The organism is Yoonia sediminilitoris (assembly GCF_003058085.1).
Lineage (GTDB): Bacteria > Pseudomonadota > Alphaproteobacteria > Rhodobacterales > Rhodobacteraceae > Yoonia > Yoonia sediminilitoris.
The window spans coordinates 63,562-86,919 of record NZ_QBUD01000010.1 but is presented as its reverse complement, the minus strand read 5'-3'; the positions used below and the strand labels follow the sequence as shown (position 1 = coordinate 86,919).

The following is a 23,358-nucleotide window of genomic DNA, read 5'->3' as shown; positions in this document are numbered from 1 at the left end:
ACACAATTCACTGACATAAATCAATCAGTGCAGCGTCTGCACCTCTAGATTGTCCGAGCCGACCCTCATCGGTCCGAAATACGCATTCAAAGACCGTGTCCGCTGACCGCTGATCCCATTTTTCGCCGTTCAGTTTCAAATCACCTTCCCGACTGCATAATGGAGGAGAATTCATAGATGACCCGCAAACCGGACCCAAAATCACAGTCGGGGAACCAAGGTTCCTCTGACGACCATGATGCAGATGAGGCGTCCGACGTCATCGTATTTGTTGAAGAAAAACGAGACAACGGGTCCAGTATTGGCCATGCGCAAAAAGTGGCGCGCGCGTTTGGCGGCAAGGTCGTGCTGGTGCATGTGCAGCGTCAGCCTCACAAGGGGGCCGGTCCCGTCGATCCGGTGGAATGGGACATTCGCAAACAGCAGACGCTCAAGTGGCTTGGCAAGCTGGTCCGCAGTGCTGGCGACGATGATCCCCCCTGCGAGGCCAAACTTCTGGAGGGGCACTGCGGCAATCAGATCCAAAGCTTTCTGGAGCAGCACAGGGGCGATATTGCCGGTGCGCTGCGGTATCGCGGCGATAGCGCATGGAACCTGAGCGAGGTTGCCGCCAGCGTGCTGTCGTCACGCAGTGCCGGGGTGCTGATGATTCCGCAGGAGGCAGAACTTGAAAGTGGCAAGTCCTACAATCGCATCCTTGTGCCGTTGGATGGCTCGACCCGCGGTGAAATTGCATTGCCGTCTGCCGTGATTCTGGCCTTGGCCGAAAATGCCGAACTGGTGCTGTTTTATGTGGCGCCCGAACCGGGCGTCACAGAATTCGAGGTCAAAGATCAGGATGCCGAACGTCTGCACACACTGGTTTGCCAGCGCAACGAAAAGGCGGGCAGAAGCTACCTCACCCGGATCAAGAACCGTCTGGCCCAAAACGGTCTGAAAATCACCACCCGCGTGTGCGGTTCGGGTGATGCGCGTCGTGCGCTGATTGATGCCGTCGGGCGCGAAAAGGCGGATTTTGTCGTCATGACGACGCATGGGCAAAGTGGTCATATGGATGTGCCAACGGGTGATGTGGCCCGTTTCGTTCTGGACCGGGCCGATATCCCTGTGCTTCTGGTCCGCCATCTGAACGGATCAAACGGCAATCACGTCTTTGGCAACCTTGCATCCAAAGGCGTCAGGCAACCTGTCGGCACAGATTAATGAACGAAGTCGTCCCACCCCAGCGCGATGTATTCCCGGATACAGCGGCTCTTGCAACGGAACACACAATCGCGAGCGGGCCTCCGGCCTTGCTTGCCTGCTACCGGGCGTTGCCCGACCTTGATGACTGGTTCGATCAGGTCAGATCGTTCTGTGCGGACCCACCGACGCAGGCAGAGCGCGCCGCGGAATGGATATTGGACAACGACTATCAGATTATCCGCGCCTTACGCAGGCTCAAGGAAGGATTGCCCCGCCATTTCTATGACAAACTTCCGGCACTGGCAGAGCCGGACGGGCCAGGCACACCACGGGTTTTTGCCGTCGCGCGGGCCGCCCTTGATCAGATTGACAAACAGTTGACACTGGAGGGGTTGGCAGGCTTTGTCCTGCAATATCAAAAGACTTCCGAACTCACCAATGGTGAGTTGTGGGCGATGCCATCCATGTTGCGGCTCGCGTGCATGACGCAACTGGTTGCGGCTGTGGGTCAACTTGACCCGGACCTTGTGCTGGACTGGTCCGCAAGTGCCGGCGCCCGTCCGCAAGATGCCGCCCAGACCGTTGAACGGATCTCGACCGCGATCACTGACCTGATTGTCATTGATACGATCAAATGGGCCGATTTCGTTGATCAGGTCAGTTGTATCGAAGCTGCGCTGAAAACGGACCCTGCCGCGATCTATGCGGGCATGACCTTTGAAACCCGTAACAGATACCGCGACGTTGTTGAAACGCTGGCCATCGATTGCGACCTTGCAGAATCCGAAATTGCACGGCGGGCAGTCGCGCTTGGATCGCATGAGGACGCACAAAGCCGACGCCATCACGTTGGATATTGGCTGATCGACGCGGGCAGGCAAGAGCTTGAAGTGGAACTGGGCTTTCGTGCCCCGCGGCGTCTGGCGCTACAGCGCAGCTTGTCGCGCGCCACAGGTTGGCTCTATGCGGCCGGGCTTGTCGCGCTTGCCTTTGCAGCGGTTTGCGTGTCGATGGTTTACCTTTGGTCACAGGGTGCCAGCCCCGGTCAATGGGTCCTGGGTGTTGCAATTTCCATTCTGCCCGCAACCATCCCAAGCGTGTGGTTCGGGCACTGGGTCATTACGCGGCTCAGCAAGCCTGACGTCCTGCCGGAAATGGATTTTGCAGAGGCCATTCCACAGGACTGCGGTACGGCCATTCTGATCCCCGTTATCGTTGCAGATAGCAAAGAGGTCAGGGGCATTCTGGAAAAGATCGAAATCCTGCGTCTGGCCAACCCCGACCCTGCCTTTCGGTTTGTGCTGCTGTCCGATCTTGCTGATGCGCGGACCCAGACGCTGGCAACCGACGCCGAGATCGAACAGGCACTCAAAGACGGGATTGAAACCCTCAACAGCCGATACCGGTCGCGCGGACCTGCGTCATTCATGCTGTTGCATCGGCGGCGTACCCACAACCCTGCCGAAGGGATCTGGATGGCGCGCGAACGCAAGCGCGGCAAGCTTGACGATTTCAACCGGTTTGTGCTGCGTGAAGGGGCGGATGCGTTCGACTTGACAGCAGGAGCGATCGAAACCCTGCGCGGTATTCCCTATGCGATTACTTTGGACGCAGATACCCAGATGCCGCCGGGCGCTGCGGCGCGGCTTGTGGGTATTCTGGCGCATCCGCTGAACCGCGCGGTTGTTGATCCGCGCAGCAGGCGCGTGGTTTCCGGCCATGCCATCCTGCAACCCCGGATCGAGATTTTGCCAAAGTTGGGCAAGGGCACGCATTTTACCCATCTTTATGGTGGCGATACGGCGATTGATATCTATAGCCGCGCTGTGTCTGACGTGTATCAGGATCTTTTTGGCACCGGCATTTTCGTAGGCAAGGGGATTTATGATATTGCCGCGCTTCATCGCAGTGTGGAGGGGCGCATACCCGACAACCACATCCTGAGCCATGATCTGTTTGAGGGGCTGCACGGGCGTGCGGCTTTGGTCAGCAATGTGGTGCTGTACGAAGACCTGCCCGCGACCTATCCGGAATTTGCACTACGCCAACATCGCTGGATGCGCGGTGACTGGCAGCTTTTGCCATGGCTCGGGCGCAGGGTGCCGGTCGCGGCGGGTGACACGGCCCGGACGACCCTATCAACGCTTGATCGCTGGAAACTGATCGACAACCTGCGCCGCAGCCTGATGTCGCCTGCGTTGCTGGTCTTCTTTCTGGCTGGCTGGCTTGTCCTGCCGGGCAGTGCGCTGGTCTGGACGGTTCTGGCGGTCGCTGCACCGGGCAGTTATCTGATAGGTGAGCTTTTCGCCGTGGCCACGGGCGGTATTCGCAAAGGGGCCTTTGGAAGCGCTGTCCATAAAATTCAGGTCACGGCGGGGCGGTGGTTCTTTCTGATTGTGTTTCTTGTGACCGACACGGTGATGGCGCTTGATGCCATCTTTCGCTCGCTTTGGCGGGTCTATGTGTCGGGCCGAAACCGGTTGGAGTGGACATCGGCGGCCCATGCCGCAGCAAAAATGTCAGATCGCAGTATCCGCAATGTGTCATGGCGTCTGATGTGGCCGTCCACGGCCTTTGCGCTTGTGATTTCGGCGCATCTGGCGCTGTTCAACCCGCAGGTGCTTTGGCCTGCTTTGCCGGTGCTGTTCCTTTGGTTGATCGCGCCCGAATTATCGGTTTGGAGCGCGCGTGCCCGTTTCTTTCGCGCGCAGACCCTGACCGACGGGCAACGCGCCTATCTTAAACGCGCCGCCCGGCAGACATGGCATTTCTTTGAGACATTCGCTGGCCCTGAGGAAAATTGGCTGCCGCCCGACAATTACCAGTTTGGCCATGTTGATGAGGTAGCCCATCGCACATCGCCTACAAATATTGGCATGTTTCTGGTCTCTGCGCTTGCGGCGAAAGATATGGGATTTGTCACGACCAGCGATTTTCTCGCGCGTAGTCGCCATACTTTGCACACTTTGACCCGCATGGAACACTATCGCGGCCACATCCTGAACTGGTACGACACCCGCACGCTGGAACCGCTGGAGCCGCATTATGTTTCGACTGTTGATAGTGGCAATCTGGCCGTTTCCCTGATTACACTCAAGCAAGGATGTCTGGAACAGATTGACCAGCCGCCGCTGACGGCGGCGTGCTTTGACGGGCTGCGGGTCACGCTTGATCTGCTGGGCAGGGCATTGCACGAGGCCGATGGCGCTGACCTGTCTCACCTGACAAACACCCAAGCAAAGATCGCGACCGCTCTGGATGATGCGGAAAAGTCACCGCTTAACTGGGCAGACGCGCTGGCCCGCCTTGGTGGCACGCTCTGGCCCGAACTGGAAGCCGGGACGCGCGATGTCATATCAGCGGTTCCCGACCTGTCAGAAAATCAACTAATGGATATCACCACATGGCTGTCGCGGTTTCACCACGGGCTGCATGCGATCTCGCGTGATATCGAAACCTACATGCCGTGGCTGTCCGTTCTTGATGCAGGGACGAAAGCAAAGATGGCTCCGGCTCTCCAGCTTGCCGATTTGCTGCGCACAGAAATGATAGAGGCCCGGACGCCATCAACGCCGGACCTTATCTGTGACAGGCTGGAGGCTTGGCAAAAGTCGCACCCTGACGCGGACCAGACGACATTGATGTGGCTGGACCAGTTGCGCGACGCCGCAAGCGCGGGGCGTGCGCAACAAGACATCCTGCGCGAAGGGCTTCGCGAACTCGCCTTGCAGGCAGATGCCATCGCCTTTGGCATGGATTTCAAGTTTCTCTACGATCCGGCGGTGCGGCTCTTTTCAATCGGGTACAACCGCAGCCTTGGCCGGATGGATGGCAGTCACTATGATCTATTGGCGACCGAAGCGCGCCTTGCCAGTTATTTCGCGATTGCCAAACATGACGCCCCGATTGAGCATTGGTTCGCGTTCAGCAGACCGATCACGCGGCTCAAGGGCAAGCCATCGATCCTGTCGTGGAACGGGTCGATTTTCGAATATCTGATGCCACCGCTATTTTTGCCCAGTTACCGCGATACGCTGCTGGGGGAAAGCGAACTGACGGCGATTGATTTTCAAAGGGACTATGCGCGCGCGCGCAATGTCCCATGGGGCATTTCGGAGTCCGCCTTTGGCACCACCGACACAAGAGGCGTATTCCAATATCGTGCCTTCGGCGTGCCCGCTCTTGGTATACGCCGCGGGTTGACCGACGATCTTGTCATCGCACCATATGGCGCGGCTCTGGCTCTGTGCGGCTGGCCCGGTGCGGCGGTCGATAATCTGCAAGCGCTGGCACAGATGGGCGCGCAGACCAGATATGGCTTTATCGAAGCGCTCGATTTTACCTCTGACCGGATGACACCGGGAGACGGGTTTGTTCCGGTCACAACATTCATGGCGCATCATCAGGGAATGGTGCAGGTGGCGATCGCCAATGCCTTGCTGGGCGATATCATGGTGCAGCGGTTCCTGAACGAAAAGGCCGTCAAGGCTATGGATCTTTTGTTGCAGGAGCGGGTGCCGTGGGATGTCCCGCTTGAACTTGGCCGCGCCGACGAAGTCTGGGACCATCCTGCCGATAAATCAGCGGTGCCCGCACTGGCAGCTTGGGTGCCGTCGCCAGACTTTCCGGTGCATCATCTGCATGTTCTGGGTAATGGGCGCATGTCTTCTTTCCTGACGGAAAGTGGCGGCGGCGGGCTGACGTGGAAAGATACGGCCCTGACCCGGTGGTGGCCGGATCCGACGCGCAACGCCCACGGTATCTGGATGTATTTGCAGGATGCAGACAGCAACGACCTGTGGTCGCTGGGGGCGGCCCCGACCGCACAGTCCGATGATGATACAAGGTGCGTCTTTCATCCGCATATGGTCGAACTTCTGCGCCGTCATGACGGGATCGTTGCACGCATGGACATCACCGTCGCTGCCGAAGATGACGTGGAAATTCGCCGGGTCACGCTTGTCAACGAAAGCGGGGATGATCGCACCATCGACATCACCAGTTGCGGCGAGGTTGTGCTTGCGCCCCCGCTGGATGACGAGCGGCACCCGGCCTTCAGCAAACTATTCGTCCACAGCAGTTATCTGGCCGATGCGCAGGCGCTGCTGTTCACACGCCGCCCCCGACGACCGGAAACGCGCCCGCCCGTTTTGCTGCACAAACTGGTTTCCGCTGATCCCGATATTCGGGTCACGGCATGGGAAAGTGATCGACATAATTTTGTCGGTCGCAACCAGAGCGACAGAAACCCACAGGGCTTGCAGCAGGGGCTGAGCCAAAGTGCGGGCTGGACGCTTGACCCGGTCATGTCGCTTCAGACGAGGGTCAGTTTGAAGCCCATGGAAACCAGACAGCTTGTGTTCCTCACGGTTGCGGCCACATCAGACAGCGAAGCGCTTCATGTGGCAAATCGCTATCCGATGGGAATGATCGACCATGCCTTTCGAGATGCTTTGTCTTATACCGGCCACAGGGTTCACCGGCTTGGCATCGCGTCGGAACATTTGCCGGAATTACAGGTTTTGTCGTCACTGTTGGTGCATGTGCATCCGACATTTCGCCGTCCGGCGCCGCTGGACAAGCCCGATTGGAACGGCCAACCGGATTTGTGGCGCTACGGCATTTCCGGCGATGATCCGATCCTGCTGTTGAAGGTGTCCGATCCGGAAACATCCAGCCTGTTGAGTATTCTTGTGCGGGGTCACAGCCTTTGGCGTCAGATGGGCCTGCATGTTGATCTGGTCATCATGCAGGACGCGGCAATCAGCTATCAGGAGCCGCTGCGCGAAAGGGTTCTGTCGATTATCAGTGAAACCCATGCAGGCAGCCTGTTGGGGATGCGCGGCGGCATCCATCTGCTGTCCGGCGGGCAAATGTCGGAGGTGGCAAAACACGGGATCGAGGCCGCAGCCCGCGTCATATTGCGTGACGAAAACAAATCCCTGCGCGACGTGCTTGACCGCGTACTGGAAACGCGGGAGGCCCCGACGCCGTTCGGGCAGCGTCGTGTGCCGCCCTTTGCCGCAATCCCTGCGGTCAAAAGGCCCCATACACTTTTGTTTGATAATGGCTATGGCGGATTTGACCCCGAGAACGGCGACTACCTGCTGCACCTTGCGCCCGGCATGCGCACCCCCGCACCGTGGATCAATATACTGGCCAATGACGATTTCGGCTGTCTTGTCAGCGAAGCGGGGTTTGGTGCCACCTGGGCGGTCAACAGCGGAGAGCACCGTCTGACGCCATGGTCCAACGATCCGGTCACAGAACGGCCGGGTGAGGCCATGTATCTGCGTGACGAGGCAAGCGGCGCGGTCTGGACGACGACACCGCAGCCGATGGGGCAGGGTGATGCCTGCGCGGTCAGACACGGCATGGGTTTTACCCGCTGGCGCAAGAACAGCCACGGGCTGGAACAGGCGCTGACCTGCTTCGTGCCGGTTGATGCATCGGTCAAGCTGGTGCGGTTGACCCTGACCAACAAGACAGACCAGCCCCGCCGCATCACCGCGACTTACTATGCCGAATGGCTGCTCGGGGCGCTGGGCAGCGTGTCGCAACCGCATGTGACCAGCCGTTATGACACCGCCCTGAAGGCCATCGTCGGGCGGAATCCGTGGAACCCCGAATTTGCGGCGCGCGCAGCGTTTCTGACCGCCACGCAAGACCCCCACAGCATCACCGGCGCACGCCATGATTTTCTGGGGCGCGACGGTGACGTGTTTGATCCCGAAGCTCTGCGTTCATGGGACTTGGGCGGACATTTCCCGCAGGGCGGCGATGCCTGTGCCGCCTATCAGGTGCATCTCGATATCGCACCGGGTGCACGGACCGAAGTTGTCTTTGCACTGGGCGAAGTGGCCACCGCCGATGCGTTGCCTGATATGGTCGCGCGCTGGCAAAGACCCGACGCGGCAGATCGCGCCTTTGCCACGCTGCAAGACACATGGGCGCGCAGGTTGGGTGCCGCGCAGGTCGCGACCCCTGATCCTGCGTTTGATCTGATGGTCAACAAATGGCTACCATATCAAAACAGATCGTCCCGGATTATGGCCCGTGCCGGATTTTATCAGGCGGGCGGTGCGTTCGGTTTCCGCGACCAGTTGCAGGACGTGCTGGCGTTGCTGCTGACAGAGCCCGCGCGCGCGAGGGCGCAGATTCTGCTGGCTGCACAGCACCAGTTCGAACAGGGCGATGTGCTGCATTGGTGGCATCCCCCCGAAGGGCGGGGCGTACGCACAAGATGTTCCGACGATTATCTGTGGCTGGTCTATGTGACGGGCCGTTATGTGCAGGCCACCGGTGACATGGCGATCCTTGACGCGCAAGTACCGTTTCTTTCCGCACCCGAGCTGCGGCCCGAAGAAGACGACCGTTATGCGCTTTTTGACACAGGTGCCACAGGGAGCCTGTTTGACCATTGTGCCAGCGCGCTGGATCTGATGATCGCCACCGGCGCACATAGGCTGCCGCTAATGGGAAGCGGTGACTGGAACGACGGGATGGACAGGATTGGCGCAGAAGGGCGCGGCGAAAGCATCTGGCTTGCGTGGTTTCAAATTGGGATCGTGGAAATTTTTGCGCCTTTGGCACGGCAGGCAGACCGCGCGGATGATGCAAATCGCTGGCAGGCGCATGCCGACCATCTGATCCAGGCTTTGCGCCAATACGGGTGGGATGGCGCATGGTATCTGCGCGCATTTGATGACGACGGCATCCCATGGGGATCATCCGAAAATGATGAATGCCAGATTGATCTGATCGCACAAGCCTGGTCGGTCTTGTCAGGGCAGCCATTTGATGATCGCGCGCGCCTTGCGATGCGGTCAGCGCACGAGAAGCTTGTGGACCCTGACGCCCGGCTTATCCGGCTGCTGACCCCGCCGTTTGATATTTCGGACCGGAACCCCGGTTATATTCAAGCCTATCCACCGGGCATCCGCGAAAACGGCGGGCAATATACCCATGCCGCAACATGGTTGGGAATGGCCTATGCAAAGATCAAAGATGGCGATCATGCTTATCAGGTGTTTGACCTGCTGAACCCGATTGCGCGCACGGGCAGCACGGACGCGGCAGATCAATATCGCCGCGAACCGTATGTGCTGGCCGGTGATGTGTCTGGCACCGGCGGGCTGTCGGGGCGCGGCGGATGGTCGTGGTATTCAGGGGCGGCAGGATGGGCGTGGCAGTTGGGGGTTTGCGGCATTCTGGGCGTTGAACCTGTAAAAGACGCCGTGCGACTGGCGCCCTGCTTGCCCAAAGCGTGGGGTCATGCCGCAGTTGTGATTGACGGCGCGCAGGGTCGCCTTGAAATCGATATTCGCGATCCCGACCGGATCGGGCAGGGCCAGACCCATATCATCGTCGATGGGCAAGCGATCGCAGGAGAATTGGTCAGTTATCCGGGCAAGGGGCGGACCAGCAAAGTGGTGGTCACGCTGTGCGCATCAGGCTGAGATCAAGGAGTAGCCACTCTGTCTCGCACGCCGCAAAAGCTGGGTGAAAAAAACTGACCTTGCCAGCACCCAAAAGAGCGGTTGTTTTCGCAAAGTGGCCGCGCCTGTCAGCTTGCCTTTTTGCTGCAAACCCTGCTTTGCGGGGCCTTTGACATTCATCAAAAGGAAAAATGCACCAGAAAGTAGAGTTTGTGCCTATAGTACCTGTGCGGCCGGTTGTGTCCTTTTGGCGCTGAAAATCGCTGGTCTCTTGTTTTCGCAGGCGTTTTTGTCGCGATTGGCGTGTTTTTCTGAAGAAATCATTAGAGGAACGAATCGTGTTTGGATCTGTCGTACTTGAAATCTTTCTGGGACTTGCCTTCCTCTTTCTCACACTCAGTCTGGTGGTGACCACGGCGCAGGAATTGCTTGCCGGGCTTTTTGGTATGCGTGCGGCCAATCTTATCAAGGGTGTGCGCAATCTCTTGCACGATGGCGATGGGCGCCAGAATGAAAGGCCACTGACCGAAGAGGTTTTCAACCATCCCGCGCTTATGGCGCTTTACAAGGGGAGGGCGCGGAGTTGGCTGTCAGGATTGGTTGGCAACGGACCGTCCTACGTGCCCAACAGTGCCTTTTCTGTCGCTTTGCTTGATACGTTGCGTCGGCGTAACAGCACGGGAACAGTGGCGCCGATCTCGCTTGAAGAACTCTTCGGGCGCGCACCTGATATTGTCGAAGGTTTGCCACCCGGTCCGCTGAGGGACGCGCTGACCTTGTTGGTTGGCCATGGCGGCGAAACGGAACGGTCGCTGCATCGGCGGGCGGCAGAGGCTGAAAAAAAGCTGTCAGAATGGTTTGATGCGTCGATGAACCGCGCGTCAGGCTGGTACAAGCGAAAATCGCAGGCCATTGGTTTGGTACTAGGGGCCGCGCTGGTCTTGGTTGTTGACGCCAATGCGCTGGATTTCATCGCAGATTTGCGCACCAACGCCACCCTGCGCGAAGCCCTGTCCGAAAGCGCGGGCAACGCGGTTTCGGCGACGTCTGACCAAGGTATGGAGTTGCTTCTTGCACAGCTTGACCAATTCCCGCTTGGTTGGGACGCGGGCGAAACGATAGCTGATCGTTTCGCCGACTCTTCGGTTGCGCTGCGATCGGTCGCAGGCTGGTTGATGACCGTGCTCGCCATCAGCTTGGGGGCTGCGTTCTGGTTTGATCTGACCAAAAAGGCACTGACCCTGCGCGCCAGCGGCCCAAAACCCGGCGAAACTATAAGCTAGACGGCAAAAACGGACCTGAGGGACTGCCATCATGGCACACGATTCAGCCCAGACACTTAACCTGATTTCGCTTGAATCCGGCGACCGTCTGGACGCGCTTGTGCGCGCGCTGGGGCAGCTTGATTACCGCGTGACCGTGTCGCCGCCTGACGAAATATTGGCGGAGGCGGGCGGCCGTCCCGGCCTTGTCTACCTTGGGGCCAAAGGATGGACAGCAGAGCCACTCGCGCAGCTAAAGGCATGCGCGGCTGAGCCAACGCAACTACTGGCCCTTGACCGCACAGCCTTTCGCTGGGCCGAACCGGCCATTCGCAAGGCCCGCGATTTCGTGACATGGCCCTGTCCGCGCTCAGAGTTGAAGCTGCGGCTTGAACGCAGTTGCGCCACGAGGTCCGGTGTGCTGCCTCTGACAGAGCAGCGCCGACTGGACCGCAGCGCGCCCGTGAGCGCCTTGGGATTGATTGGCCAGTCACGCGTGTTTGTTGACAAGCTCTTGACCCTGCGGCGCTATGCCGAGTGTGATGCGTTCGTTCTGCTGCACGGCGAGACCGGCACCGGCAAGGAACTGGCCGCCCGCGCGATCCACAAATTGTCACACCGCAGTAAGGGGCCCTTTGTGCCGGTCTGTTGCGGTGCGTTGCCCGACAGCCTGATCGAGGCCGAATTGTTTGGCCATGCCCGGGGCGCTTTTACCGATGCCCGCGAGGCGCGGCCGGGGCTCGTGGCGCAGGCCGAAACCGGCACGCTGTTTCTTGATGAGGTGGACGCACTAAGCCCCAAGGCGCAGTCGGCGCTATTGCGTTTTCTGGAAAGCCTCGAATACCGGCGCGTCGGCGGCAGCCGTAACCGCAAGGCCCGTTTGCGGGTGATTGCGGCGGGAAATGCGGACCTGCATGCCCTGTCCCGTCAGGGTGCATTCAGGCCGGATCTGCTTTATCGCCTGAATGTGCTGTCGCTCAGCCTGCCAGCGCTGCGTGACCGGTCGGGCGATGCGGTCCTGCTGGCGGAACATTTCATGACACAATACGCCGAACGCTACGGCACCGGCCCATTGTCCTTTGATCCGTCGTCCCGGCAATGGCTTGCCGCTTATGAGTGGCCGGGCAACGTCCGCGAACTTGAAAACCTCGTGCACCGCGCGGTGGTCACATCGACCGGCCCGTCGCTATCACTGCGACCCGATACCCAATCACAGGGTGGCACCGGATGCACTTTGGCGCATGACTTCGGTGCAGCAAAGCGGGCGGCGGTCGAAACGTTTGAACGCGACTTCCTGACGCGGCTGATGCAAGAGGCAGGCGGCAACGTCACCCGCGCTGCCGTGCGGGTTGGCAAGGAACGCCGTGCGCTCGGCAAATTGCTCAAGAAACATGGGTTGGACCCCTCCGCGTTTCAGACCGATTAGGATCTGGGCTCGGCTTCTGACAATTTGAGGGCGCGGGCGACCAGATCGCGCGCCATCCTGCGGCTGTAGGCAAGCTGCCGTACCAGTGCGTCGGGGTCCGCGCGGGCCAGATCGTGAACCGTGGATATCCCCAGCGTAGCAAGCTCTGCCCTGCGGACGTCGCCGACCCCGTTTACATCGGCAACAGGGCGGTTCGGCCCGCTGCCCGCCCCGATCCGTTCGCGAAGCGTGCCCGACAGCGTTCGTCGGCCCGCTCCGGCCAGCGTGCGACGAGCCGTGATTGCGGCCATGCGGGCGGTGGCGCTGACCAATGGCAGGTTATGCACAAGCGACCGGACAGGTGTGGCTGCGCGAGCGATGTGGATAGTTGCCTGACTCAGGCTGTCGATGACTGACGTCGCAGACAGCGCCGAAACGGTTGTGGTTGGGGCCGCGTGTTTTTCATCTGTGCCGCAGCACGGATCGGGCTCGCAAACATCTCCTGCTGCGCGGTCGGCTGGTGTGGGGGCGCATGGCGTGGTGCTGAAGGTTGGCGGCGGCGGGGCCGGTGCCGGGCGGAATCCCAGCGTAAAGTCGCGCACGGTCAATCGCCCTGGGGCCTCTGACAGGAACGATACCGGAACCTGCAAAGGTGCCTGCGTTTCTGTGGCGACGGCTAGAAGTGTCAGTGCCGCACCAGACGGGATTTCGATGCGTATCTCGGCCTGTGCCACACCATCAGGTACCGTTGCGGCCAGCCGCGTCACCTCGGAGCCCTGCGCCGCCACGCTGGCGGCCAGCGGTGTGCCGGTCGCCGTGCCTGCGTCATCGAGCCAGATCGCGCCAAAGCCGGGCGCGGGCCCGTTGCGATGCGCCGTGGGCACCCGCCCTTCAAGCCCGGCCGCAAAAGGCGCGCCAGCCGCGACCGGTATGCGCTGGCTCAGAATGAGCGGTTCACCTTGGGGATTCAGGTTGGTCAGTGTCAGCCCCTCAAGCGTCACGTTCCCGGAATAGCCGTTTTCCTCTGTCACCTCGACGGGGCTATTGGCCCAGCCTTGCAGGCCTTCGACGTCTGAGCCGGACATTACGAATTGCCGGAAGTCAGGATTGACGATGCCCGCTGGCCCACCCGTCAGCGACACAACATCGGTAAAGATGCGGGACCCGCCCTCTGCAATAACACGCACTTCGACCTGATCGGCACCCTCCGGGGCAGTCGTGTCGAGCGAGGCCGCCGGGATTGTCCGCAGCGGCGATGTGGCCAAAAAAGCACTGGTGTGACCCGGATCATCAACAAAGAGCGGTGCAGGTGGGTCAAGTGTATCGACCCGCGCGACACTGCATTCCGCCCCATGCCAAATCAGTTCGATGCGTGTATCGCGGTGCGTGGTGAAGCCCCGGAACGTCAGGCGATACGGGCAGCCAGGAGACACCGGAATGACCTGCGATACGGCTTGGGCGGGGCCTTCCTGATCGCCAACCTGAATCAGTCGCACTGTTTCGGTGGTGGACATGCCCATGACCGTAAAGAATTGGCGGCCCAGGGTTCCGTCGCTGACGGTCCAGTCTTGGGGCCTATAGACTTCGCCATCGTCGCGATCGGCGAAACCACCGTTGCGCAGTTGCTCTCCGCGCGGGCAGGCGGTTGCGCGTTGGGCGCTCAATGCGGTGTTGACGGCACCCGCGACAGCATTGGAATCGAGCGCGAATTCAACCCGGCCCAGCGGCTGGAACTGATCAAGTGCCAGTTCGGATGCCGCGGTGCCGCGCCCGATTTCGACCCGCACAGGTACGCGGAAAACAGGTGAGGCACGCCGAAGCCGCAAACCCGGAGCCAACGCCCCGCCCACCAGCTGCACCCGCGCGGGCCGCCACGACAGCCCCCCGTTGTCACTGGTTTGCATCTGAGCCGTTGCCGCATCTGCACTATTGAGGTGCCAGTCCAGCGTTCCGGCAACGGCCTGCACCACGACCCAGATCCGCGGTTTGCCCGTTGCGGGGTCGGTGGGGGCAAGGGTGATGGACTGGCCCAAGGCCACGCTCAGCCAATGCGCCATGGCATAGCGCGAAACATCCAGTGCCCCGCTGGCCCGTTTGGTCAGCAGCGACACATCACCGGGCTTGCCGTCGAAATCCTCGCGCAGGTCGACCTGAATGCTGGCATTACGCACTTGCGTCGACAGCAGCAGATCGACCGCATTGGCAACAGTCTCGACTGTGACCGCGACAGGAGCGGCGGCAGCGTGCCCCTCGGGCAGGGCAAGCGACGCGGCGGGATTACGGTCTGCCAATGGGCCAAAGCTGATCTCAGAGCCCTCGAACGTGCCAGCGATCTCGACCCGCGTGCGGGAGGGGTCAAGCTCCATCCCATCGGGTGCCGCGATGGCAAGCAGGTTATCGCCTGCATCGGCCGTCGCGTCATGCGCGTAATCCAGCGTCACCTCGGGCAACCCGTTGGGCAGGCCCATGGCGGTTTCATCGAATTCAGCGGCGACTTCGATGGCCAGTCGGGCGGTTGTGTCGGTCTTGATAGTGAGCGGCAATGTGGCAAACCCGTTCTCGATCTTTGCACCTGCCAGCGCGGCTTGTACGAATTCTGCCAACTCGCCGGTCTGCACAGCGTCGGTCACGTCGCCGGGGCGCGCCCAGACCGCAGGCTGGTCGCCGATGGCGACGGTCAGGTTGCTGGCCACGGCACGCAGGGACACAGTTTGAACGACCGGTGCGGCGGCGCCATCGTTCGGCGCGACCAGACGCATCCGCCGCACTGACAGGCCAGGCAGATCAGTGTCGTTGCTTGACAGCGCATAGGCCGCACCCTGAACCGGGATTGTGCCATTATCATCAACCGCGACAAAAAGGCCCCCCACATCAACCTGCAAAAGCGCATTTTGCAGGTTGGCACCCGCCACATGTGACAGGGTCCGGAAGCCGTTAAAGGCGACCTCGGTCCAGCGCGGCGGACCGGTGCCAGCCGTGCGGCTGACACCTGTTTGCCGGGTCGGATCGTCAGGGTCGACAGCCACGTCGGCCCCTGCGTCAAAGGACAATGTTTCGACCGCAGGTCCGATCGCGCCGCTATCGTCCGCGATCGGGGTCACGATAAGCCGGAACGACGTCACCTGCGCCCCCGGTGGCAGGCTGCGCACCGTCAGGGTGCGGGCTCCGTTCAAAAAGCCTGTCGCGGGATATCTGTCCACAATGCGCATGTCTGCCAATCCTTTGCCTGCCCTGTGCTGTCTGCGCTTCAGACCTTCAGTAGCACCATCAGGTGCAGCGGTTGCGGTTCACCTGCATCATTTCCCGTCCCGATGGGCGAGACGATCTCTTCCTTCAGCGTGAGGCTGAGCTGGTCAAAGTCATGATGGTCAACCTGAACGCCGCGCGGATGCCGCACGGATTCGGTGTTGCCATCATCGCTGATCCGGTCGGCGGGTGGGTTGACCGTCTTGATCGGTTTGAACTTGCACCAAAGGTCATTCCAATCGCCCTTGGACTTGAGGCTGCCCACGGTCCGTTCCTCGCGGCAGCAGCGTTCGAACCATGGCGAGTGACAATAGTCGCTGTTGTCGAACGGGTCGTTGGGCGGGGCGAACATCGCCTTCCAAAGCTCGGTTTCCAAATCCCCGAGGCTGGTCTCATCATTATAGGCGACGCCAAGGTAATCCAGCAGCCCGGCCAGCGGCATCCGGTAATGCGGATCGCCCCGCTCAAGTTCGGAATCCACGATGACGCTGCCCTTGTATTGCTGGCGGCTTTCGTTGGTATGGTGAAGGAAGAACCGCACGGGTCTGACGTTTGTGTCGTCATCATTGGCGCACAGGACGGGGAAGGCCATCAATTCGTAAAGATCGACCAGCGGACAGAGCTTGAGGTCGTGCGCGATCATGTTGCGCTCGTTCAGCTCGAGCACCTTGAAGAGTTTGCGGTAACCGGTGTGGGAAGGAAATTGTTGCATGGCTTGCTCCAGAAATTTTTGCAGTAGGTCTTCGGCGGTCAACCCGTCGAGCGCGTCGCTGTCTTTCGACTTGTCGATTTCGACAAGAGCGGCGAGCGCTTCGGTGATTTGCGACGCGATCTCGGCGCGCATCTTGCCCTGCATCGCATTCATCGCCTCGGCGGTGATGAGTTGGCCGGGCTCGAATTTCGTGAATGGCTCTTGATCGTCCAACATGGTCAGTCTCCTTTGAAGTAGGGGTTTTCAGGTGGGGTACCGTCGCGCGTGACTGCGATGCGAACACCTGCGGCCTTAAGGTGTGCTGCGCCGCGCGGTCCGGGTTTTGACAGGTCGTCAGGCGTGCCTGTCAACGCGGGGCCCATGACACGCTGCCGGGCATTTTCGAACCGCGCGCCGTCGAATGCGACAAGCAGGTCGAACCTTCCCGGCCCGCTGTCGCAGACAACCACCGAAATCCGGTTTCCGTGCTTGCCCGCAACGCTTGCCGAGAGTGCGATGAAACCCGCCACACCCGGATCGGACAGGTAGAGCCGTGCAGGTTGCGCAGCACTCCCGCCGCTGAGGAATACAGGGCGCGCAAAAGGCAGTGAGACCGGCGCAAAACCAATCGGGACAGTGTCTGCCGCGCGAGCGGTCACAAGCACCGACGCCGAAGCGCCCTCGGCCAATCTGTTCACGAAATGATCGGGATCACCCGCAGGCTCGGTGACCAGCCCGGTGATCGTTTCGGGCGCGTCATCTGACAGGGCGAAACGATCCATGTCGAACCGCGCGCCGAACCGCGCGGGCATGTCCAGCGGCAGGTTGATTTCGGCAGCCGCCGCGGCGTGGTTTTCCCACGAAAGGGTGACATCGGTCGCGCCGCCGCCGTTCATTGGAGCGAACACGGGCGTTGACTGGGCTTTGGGGCTTTCAGCAAAGCGACTGACGTTGAAAATGCCTTGTTCGAGGCAGGGACCACCGGCAAAGCGGTCACGATCAAAATTGGCGGCATCATATCGTGCAGACAGGCAATCGACAAAAAGGCGGCGGCCCTTGCCGCGCGGCAACTCAAGCGCTGCTGTCGGGTCAATCGCTTTGGCCAGAACGAGCGTGGATGGTGCGGGCCCTGTATTGATCTGTTCAACCATCGATAGCGGACCGGTCGCGGCGATTGTTACTGCGGTAAAGGTCTCTGTGACGGGCGGATCAGCATCAAGGTGAATGGTCAGATCGACAAGCTGTTGGAAGCTGGTTGCCATTATCAAGGGCGTTTCCGCATGATCGTGAATTTGCCCCGTGAAGGCAACAAGAGCGCCTATCAGCCCCGCGTGCGGCACGAAGGCTGCATCAATGGTTGCAAGGGTTGTCCCGTCTGCCCCGACAAGCGCAAAACCATCGCCATCCGTTTCGAGACGACCAATCCATAGATCCGGCGGCGCGTCGTCCGGCAAGGCCGCAGCGGGCGCAATCGTGATCTGCGGCGCGGTTGGGTGCTGGCGCAATTCCGACAATTGAATCACGTCCGGGGCAGCAGGCCCGGTTATCACGATTTGCCGCCTCTCACCTGCGCCTTTTGCCATTGTGCGGCGCGTGTCGGCCGGAAAACGCAAATGCGGCAGCAATGGAAGGCCCTCAACCCGCAGCGGCGGAAGGTCTTGGCTGGTGGCCCCGCCGATGACCGCAGACAGCACGCGCTCAGCGCTGGTGATCTGTGCTGTCATGCCCGGTTGCAAGGCGCCGCGCAGGCGCAGTTGCCATCCGGTTTCCAGATTGATCAGGCCGGGCGAACCGACACCTTTGGCCGACCGGAAGCCGACATCAAGCAGAGCCGCCGCAGCGCCGGTGTTATGAGCCAGGATAGCGTCGCCATGGCTGACGCCGCGCACCAGTTGCCTGACTGGTTCGGGCGGATAGTCGATCACTTCGAAATATCGCAGCGGCAACAGCGCGATTGTTTCACCGTCCCTGGCCGTCAGGCTCAGGTATCCATCGGCATCAATCGCGGCCATTGCAGGGAATTGCGCGTTGATTGCGGCGGTGACCTCTTCGGGCGAAGTGACCTCGGCCGCGGTTCCGGCGATATCAATATCGATGGGCAAACCGTCATTTACGGCCAGCCGCAGGACCGAACGCGTGCTCAGATCAACGCCACTGCGCAAATCGACTGTCCCTACCAGTTTTGCGGGCTGTGCAGCCTCGCCAGAGGCCGTTGCCGCATCTGTGCCCAAAAGTGCCATCTGCGCGTCGCCTGATTGCACCGTCTCCAGAACCAGACGGCTTGAAGCGCCTGATGTGGGCGCGCGCAATACCAGATGGCCGTTCTCGATACTGGCCACCGGGGCAGAGGTTGCAGCGTTGATCGCTGCGACGATATCCTCTGGCGCGGCAGCAGCAGGGTCGTCTGTTTCGGCCGCGCAATCGATATCGATGGGTGGGGTCGTGCCGACGCCAAGTCGCAGGAAGCGGGCAACCGAAAGATTGACGCCGCCGGAAATATCCGTCGACCCGGTAAGTTCGGCAGCCAGGGCTTCGGCCCCACTGTATTGCCGTTCCGGCGCAATGCCCAAGATCGCCTTGGTCGCGTCTGCAGACGCCGGGGTCAGGATCGCGACAGAACTGCCCGCGCCCTTGGTAGGCGAGGTCAGCAGGATATGCGCTCCATCGTGGGTGGCGACATTCTGGCCCACCCCCACGTTGATCGCTATGACGATCTGCGCAAGCGTCGTGGCGGCGGGGTCGGGACCAGCGCAGTCGATCTCGACCGCGTCGCCAGCGTCGATGGCAAGGCGCAAATGTGCCGCCGCGCTCAGGTCGATTCCCGCCGAAAGGTCAGCGGTTCCTGTGAAACTGACCTGCTGTGCGGCCCGCCCCTGAATCGTCTGCGGTGCCGCGCCCGTCAACGTGCCCAATGCATCGGCGGCCTGCGGCATCGAGAGCGAAAGCTGACTTTGCGCGCCTTGCGTGGGCGATGTCAGCAGAAGCTTGCCATCATTCGATAGGGTCGCGATCTCCGTTCCGACTGCGCTGTTGAGGTTGGATATGACCTCTTCTGCGGTGGTCGTGCGGGGGCGTGGCCCGGCACAATCGATATCAACAGGCGTGCCGCCGTCGATGGCCAACCGGACAAACCGCCCGCCCGAAAGATCAACGCCACGGCGCAGGTCGATCGTTCCTGTGATACGCGCCGCAGTGGCAGCACTGCCTGCGGCGCGCGCGGTCAATGTCCCGAACACAAGCTGGGCCGCATCCTCGAGGATCGGCACGCGGCTGACGAAACGGCGGGTGACGGGGGCAGAGACAGGAACAAGTTCGACCCGCCCGGCAGCACCATCCGTCGGGCTTTGCAAGACAAGATGTCCGTCTTCCGCGCTGGCTTGTGGCGCGCTGTCCATCGCATTGAGGGCAACCGAAATTCCTGTGGCGTCCAACGGGCCCTCTGCTGCGGCCTGCGATAAATCAAAAGTCTGCGCGGGGCGGTGATCAATGGCGAGCCGTAGCAGTGGCCGCGCGGCCAGCGATACACTGTCGGTCAGATCGCTCTGCCCGCGAAGAATGGCGCGGGTTGCGTCGGTGCCATGCACCTGTCGGGGCGGCAGGCCCAGCAGCGCCAGCGCTGCATCGCCGCCCCCGGCATCGCCCAGTTCCAGCAGACCGGCAGGTCCGGCTTCCAATCCGTTCAGGATAAGGTTGCGCCCGTTGTGGCGGGCAATGTCGGCGCGCAGCGTGGCGTTGATGGCCGACACGACGTCAGGCAATTGTGTATTGGTTGGATCATCCCCCGCGCAATTGACCTCTGTGGGCGCTTCGCCATCGAAGGCGACGAGCAGTGTGGCACCAGCGCTCAGGTCTGCGCCCAAAGCAAGATCGGATGTGCCAACCAGGGTGGCCGGTTCTGCGTCCTTGCCGGTGATGATGGTGGGATGCGGTCCGAAGATGGCTTTGGTTGCGTCCTGCGCGGCTGGCAACAGGAACGCGATGGTCGATCCGATGCCGGTGGTCGGTGACGCAAGTGTTATGAAATGGCCGTCATGGCTCGCTGCCGTCAAACCAAGGCCTGCATTAATCGCATCCACGATTTCGCCGGGCAGGGTGGCTGCTGGGGTGGCCCCGGCACAGTCAATCTCGGACAGATGGGTGCCGTCTACCGTCAGGCGCACGAACCGGTTTTCCGACAGGTCAATGCCGCCAGACAGGTCCGCCGTGCCAGTGAAGACCGCACCTTGGGCATCAGTGCCAATCGTCCGGCGCGGCGGCAGCCCCAAAAGCCGGGCTGCTGCATCGTCAGGTCCGTCAGCAACTGCAATCCGACCGCCGTTGCCAGATGTGGGCGACGTAAGAACCAACCGCCCTGCCACAAGTGTCGCGACCTCGCCGGGTACTGTTTCATTGATCCGGGCAATGACGTCTTGGGGGTGGGTCACTGCCGGAGCGGCCGAAAAATCAACCGTCATGACAGCGCCGCCATCCACCGCGATCCGAAGTGTATTGTCGGCGCCCAGATCAAGGGGATCGGGCAATCGCACAGCACCTGTGATCCGGGCTGGTGCTGCGTCCGCACCTGTCGCAGCGCCCCTGTCAAAGCCAAATATCGCGGGGCCCGCATCGCGGCCGCTGAACCGGGTCGTGGTCAGCCTGTCAGTGTCGCGCCGCCACCACGCGTCAAACGCTGCATCGCTGTCGTCGATCTCAAGCCCCGTCAGGATCGAGCTGGCCCGCAACAGACCGCGCACGGTCGCCGGACCATCAAGGATCAACCGCACCCAAAGTTTGAGCCGCCGCCGAAACTCTTCAATGCCATCATCAGGATGTGGGGATAGCCCGTAGAGTGCTGCGAATTTGGGCAGATCATCGAACTGGCTGGCGCCTAAATCGGCCTGATCACACCAATGCGCCCGCATGATTGCCGCCAGCGCGTTCTCTGCCTCCTGCAACTCGCTCCCATAGGTTTGTGCGAGCGTGACCAGTGGCGAATGCGCCGGTTCTGCTGCAAACGTGCCGGGCAAAAGATCAAGTATGCGCTGGGACTTCGTGACCATCAGCTTGCCGCCTCCTGCAATGCGATGTCGGCGGGTGTGACATCGGCGACAATCCATGCCGGTTCGCTGTCGATTTCAGCCAGAACCTGAAATGTGCCCTCTTCAAGGTCGGTGTCGGTGGCAGGTCCGGTATTTTCGGCGTTCACGATCAGGCTGCGATCTGCGATGCGGTTGCCGGTGGGCGGACCCACATCAAGGCCGAAAAGCAGCGCATCAAGATCAGCGCGCAGGGCGGTTTCCTCTTGTGGCGGATCGGCATCGAGAAAACCGATCAACGCTTCGGTCACGGTGTCGGGGCGCACCGGGGTGGCATCGGTACGGAAGACATGCAGATCGACGATCTTTGCGTCGTCAACCTCGGCCACTTCCTTGATTGCGGCGACCAGATCAGAGCCGACGAGGGGATCGCCCGTGGTCAGCGGGTCAACATGAGCGGTGATCGCCGCGATAATTTCGGTGATCAGCTTTTGTTTGCCCGCGCTGGTCAATCCCGACTGGATATTCACCACCAGCCGTGGGGTGACAAAGACATAGCGGGCCACGACGATGGCTGCGATCCCGGCTGCCCGTTGATCATTGACGGCGGCTTGCAGGCTGGCAAAGCGCTCTGGCTCTGATTCCACCAGCAGTGTGACAACACCGGGCGGCGTGCGCCGGGCCACTGGCCCGTTGGGGTCCCAATATTCCGTCAGTTTGGCAAAACTGTCGCGTACCGCCGCATCAAGCGCGGGCAGCGTGGCATTGCCAAGCTTGTAAAGCTCGGCCTTGGCGCGGGCGCGCAATTCGGCGTCGGTTTCTTCGGCGGCACCAAGGATCATCGCATCCTGATTGGTGATCTGCCCTATCCCGGCGAGCGGGCGCAGCATCGTGTCGATGGCCCCGGCGTCGACGCGGCCATCCTCGCCCGGGAAATCGGCAGCGGCGCGGACGGGCACATCAATGCGGGCCTGCCCACGTTGCAGCGTCCGCTGCTGCGTGGTTTCGAATGTGACAGCGCCGTTGTTTGCGGTCAGCGCAGTTCCCGAAGCAATCGTGACATCACCCGTCACGCCGGGATCGCGAAAGAAAGTCACCAGACCGGCGGCATAGTCACCGGCTTTGCGGGTGACACCAAGGATCGACACGACAAGGTCCAGCGCCTTGCCTTCGGCGGTATCGACAAAGCCATAGCGATAGGCGCGGTTGAGTTGCTCATAAAGCGTCGCGATCTCGCGTGCGACGGCCTCTGACACTGTGCGGGCGACACCGCCCACGTTGATATCTGTAATGGGCGAGTTGGAATCCGCAGGAACGTAATCGACGAAAAAGGTGCTTGTATCGCGTGGCCGGTCGCCCCCATCAAGCCACAGAATAGCACCAAGGTCGGCATCATAGGAAAAGTCGATGCCCTGCTGGAACGCGTGGTTCGTGATCGGGGAGGGCGCGCCGGTTTCTGTGGCCTTCTGCCCGGTCAGGCCGCGTACGCCCGACGCGGGCCGTGCCAGCGGATAAAGATCGGATTTCAGGTCGAAGATGATCGGTTCATTGACCACGCCGCCGACAAGGCTGGTCAGAATATCGTCGGCGACTTCGCCAAAGCTGCGCTGGATCAGGTGAACTTTGTCCGGATTCATGGTGTAGCCCCCGCGTTGAAGAAGAACGGAACGACGAGGTTAAGTGGCGTATCTGCCTCGACGATCTTGAGCTTGAGGTCGATATCAACACCGCCTCTGTCATCAGTGCGCTGCCGCACGGACGCGGACAGAACCTTGTCGACGCGTGGTTCGCGTTGGACAGCCCGCAGTGCAAAAAGCTTGGCAAGGCTGCGGTTGGCCTCTGTGTTGGGCTCTCCGATCAATTCATGCAGGCGCGACCCATAGTGCGGGTGGCCCAGCGGGGCCAGTTCGCCCTCGGCAGTCAGGAACCGCAACAAAAGCGCTTGGGCGATGTTCTCTGCTCCAGTCACGGTGGCAAGGTCACGCGCGCCGGTTATGTCGCGGGTTTCGGTCTGCAAATCCTGACCGCGGTCGCGTTGGGCCTGTTCGCGCCGGTTGCGCAGCAGGATCAGGTCTTTGCCAAGCCGTTCATGGTCAATGCTCATCTGCTTTCTCCT

9 protein-coding genes are annotated in these 23,358 nt (G+C 61.0%); 4 read left to right on the top strand and 5 right to left on the bottom strand.

The window, feature by feature from the left end; genetic code table 11:
• Positions 1 to 177: 177 nt before the first annotated feature.
• The 4 genes from C8N45_RS16455 (at position 178) to C8N45_RS16440 (ending at position 12,311) form a co-directional block, all read left to right on the top strand.
• Positions 178 to 1,203, top strand: a complete 1,026-nt coding sequence (locus C8N45_RS16455) for a universal stress protein (RefSeq protein ID WP_108387355.1) — start codon at positions 178 to 180, stop codon at positions 1,201 to 1,203.
• The gene (locus C8N45_RS16450; protein ID WP_108387354.1) at positions 1,203 to 9,644 is read left to right on the top strand and encodes a glycoside hydrolase family 94 protein; all 8,442 of its coding nucleotides are present in this window, start codon (positions 1,203 to 1,205) and stop codon (positions 9,642 to 9,644) included. The genes C8N45_RS16455 and C8N45_RS16450 overlap by 1 nt, the downstream gene beginning before the upstream one ends.
• Positions 9,645 to 9,961: 317 nt before the next feature.
• Complete coding sequence (locus tag C8N45_RS16445) at positions 9,962 to 10,906, top strand: hypothetical protein (RefSeq protein ID WP_108387353.1); 945 nt, start codon at positions 9,962 to 9,964, stop codon at positions 10,904 to 10,906.
• A gap of 31 nt (positions 10,907 to 10,937) precedes the next feature.
• Positions 10,938 to 12,311: a sigma 54-interacting transcriptional regulator gene (locus C8N45_RS16440; RefSeq protein ID WP_108387352.1), complete on the top strand. Its 1,374-nt coding sequence runs from the start codon at positions 10,938 to 10,940 to the stop codon at positions 12,309 to 12,311.
• Here C8N45_RS16440 and C8N45_RS16435 read toward each other — a convergent pair.
• Genes C8N45_RS16435 through C8N45_RS16415 form a run of 5 tightly spaced genes read right to left on the bottom strand, consistent with a single transcriptional unit; the run spans position 12,308 to position 23,346 of the window.
• Positions 12,308 to 15,499: a hypothetical protein gene (locus C8N45_RS16435; RefSeq protein ID WP_108387351.1), complete on the bottom strand. Its 3,192-nt coding sequence runs from the start codon at positions 15,497 to 15,499 to the stop codon at positions 12,308 to 12,310. The genes C8N45_RS16440 and C8N45_RS16435 overlap by 4 nt on opposite strands.
• A gap of 38 nt (positions 15,500 to 15,537) precedes the next feature.
• The gene (locus C8N45_RS16430) at positions 15,538 to 16,464 is read right to left on the bottom strand and encodes a hypothetical protein (RefSeq protein ID WP_108387350.1); all 927 of its coding nucleotides are present in this window, start codon (positions 16,462 to 16,464) and stop codon (positions 15,538 to 15,540) included.
• 2 nt (positions 16,465 to 16,466) lie between these two features.
• Positions 16,467 to 21,266 carry a hypothetical protein gene (locus tag C8N45_RS16425; RefSeq protein ID WP_108387349.1) on the bottom strand — a complete coding sequence of 1,600 codons (4,800 nt, stop codon included), beginning with the start codon at positions 21,264 to 21,266 and terminating at the stop codon, positions 16,467 to 16,469.
• Positions 21,266 to 22,879, bottom strand: coding sequence for a baseplate J/gp47 family protein (locus tag C8N45_RS16420; protein ID WP_108387348.1), 1,614 nt, complete (start codon positions 22,877 to 22,879; stop codon positions 21,266 to 21,268). Before C8N45_RS16420 ends, C8N45_RS16425 begins: the two co-directional genes overlap by 1 nt.
• Positions 22,876 to 23,346 (bottom strand): GPW/gp25 family protein, encoded by a 471-nt coding sequence (locus C8N45_RS16415; protein WP_108387347.1) that lies wholly within the window; start codon positions 23,344 to 23,346, stop codon positions 22,876 to 22,878. Before C8N45_RS16415 ends, C8N45_RS16420 begins: the two co-directional genes overlap by 4 nt.
• Positions 23,347 to 23,358: the final 12 nt, after the last annotated feature.

What these genes read in the sequence shown, in the direction of transcription:
- C8N45_RS16455 (WP_108387355.1), top strand. Translation starts at nt 178, where the DNA reads ATGACCCGCAAACCGGACCCAAAATCACAGTCGGGGAACCAAGGTTCC.
- C8N45_RS16450 (WP_108387354.1), top strand. Translation starts at nt 1,203, where the DNA reads ATGAACGAAGTCGTCCCACCCCAGCGCGATGTATTCCCGGATACAGCG.
- C8N45_RS16440 (WP_108387352.1), top strand. Translation starts at nt 10,938, where the DNA reads ATGGCACACGATTCAGCCCAGACACTTAACCTGATTTCGCTTGAATCC.
- C8N45_RS16435 (WP_108387351.1), bottom strand. Translation starts at nt 15,499, where the DNA reads ATGCGCATTGTGGACAGATATCCCGCGACAGGCTTTTTGAACGGAGCC.
- C8N45_RS16430 (WP_108387350.1), bottom strand. Translation starts at nt 16,464, where the DNA reads ATGTTGGACGATCAAGAGCCATTCACGAAATTCGAGCCCGGCCAACTC.
- C8N45_RS16425 (WP_108387349.1), bottom strand. Translation starts at nt 21,266, where the DNA reads ATGGTCACGAAGTCCCAGCGCATACTTGATCTTTTGCCCGGCACGTTT.
- C8N45_RS16420 (WP_108387348.1), bottom strand. Translation starts at nt 22,879, where the DNA reads ATGAATCCGGACAAAGTTCACCTGATCCAGCGCAGCTTTGGCGAAGTC.
- C8N45_RS16415 (WP_108387347.1), bottom strand. Translation starts at nt 23,346, where the DNA reads ATGAGCATTGACCATGAACGGCTTGGCAAAGACCTGATCCTGCTGCGC.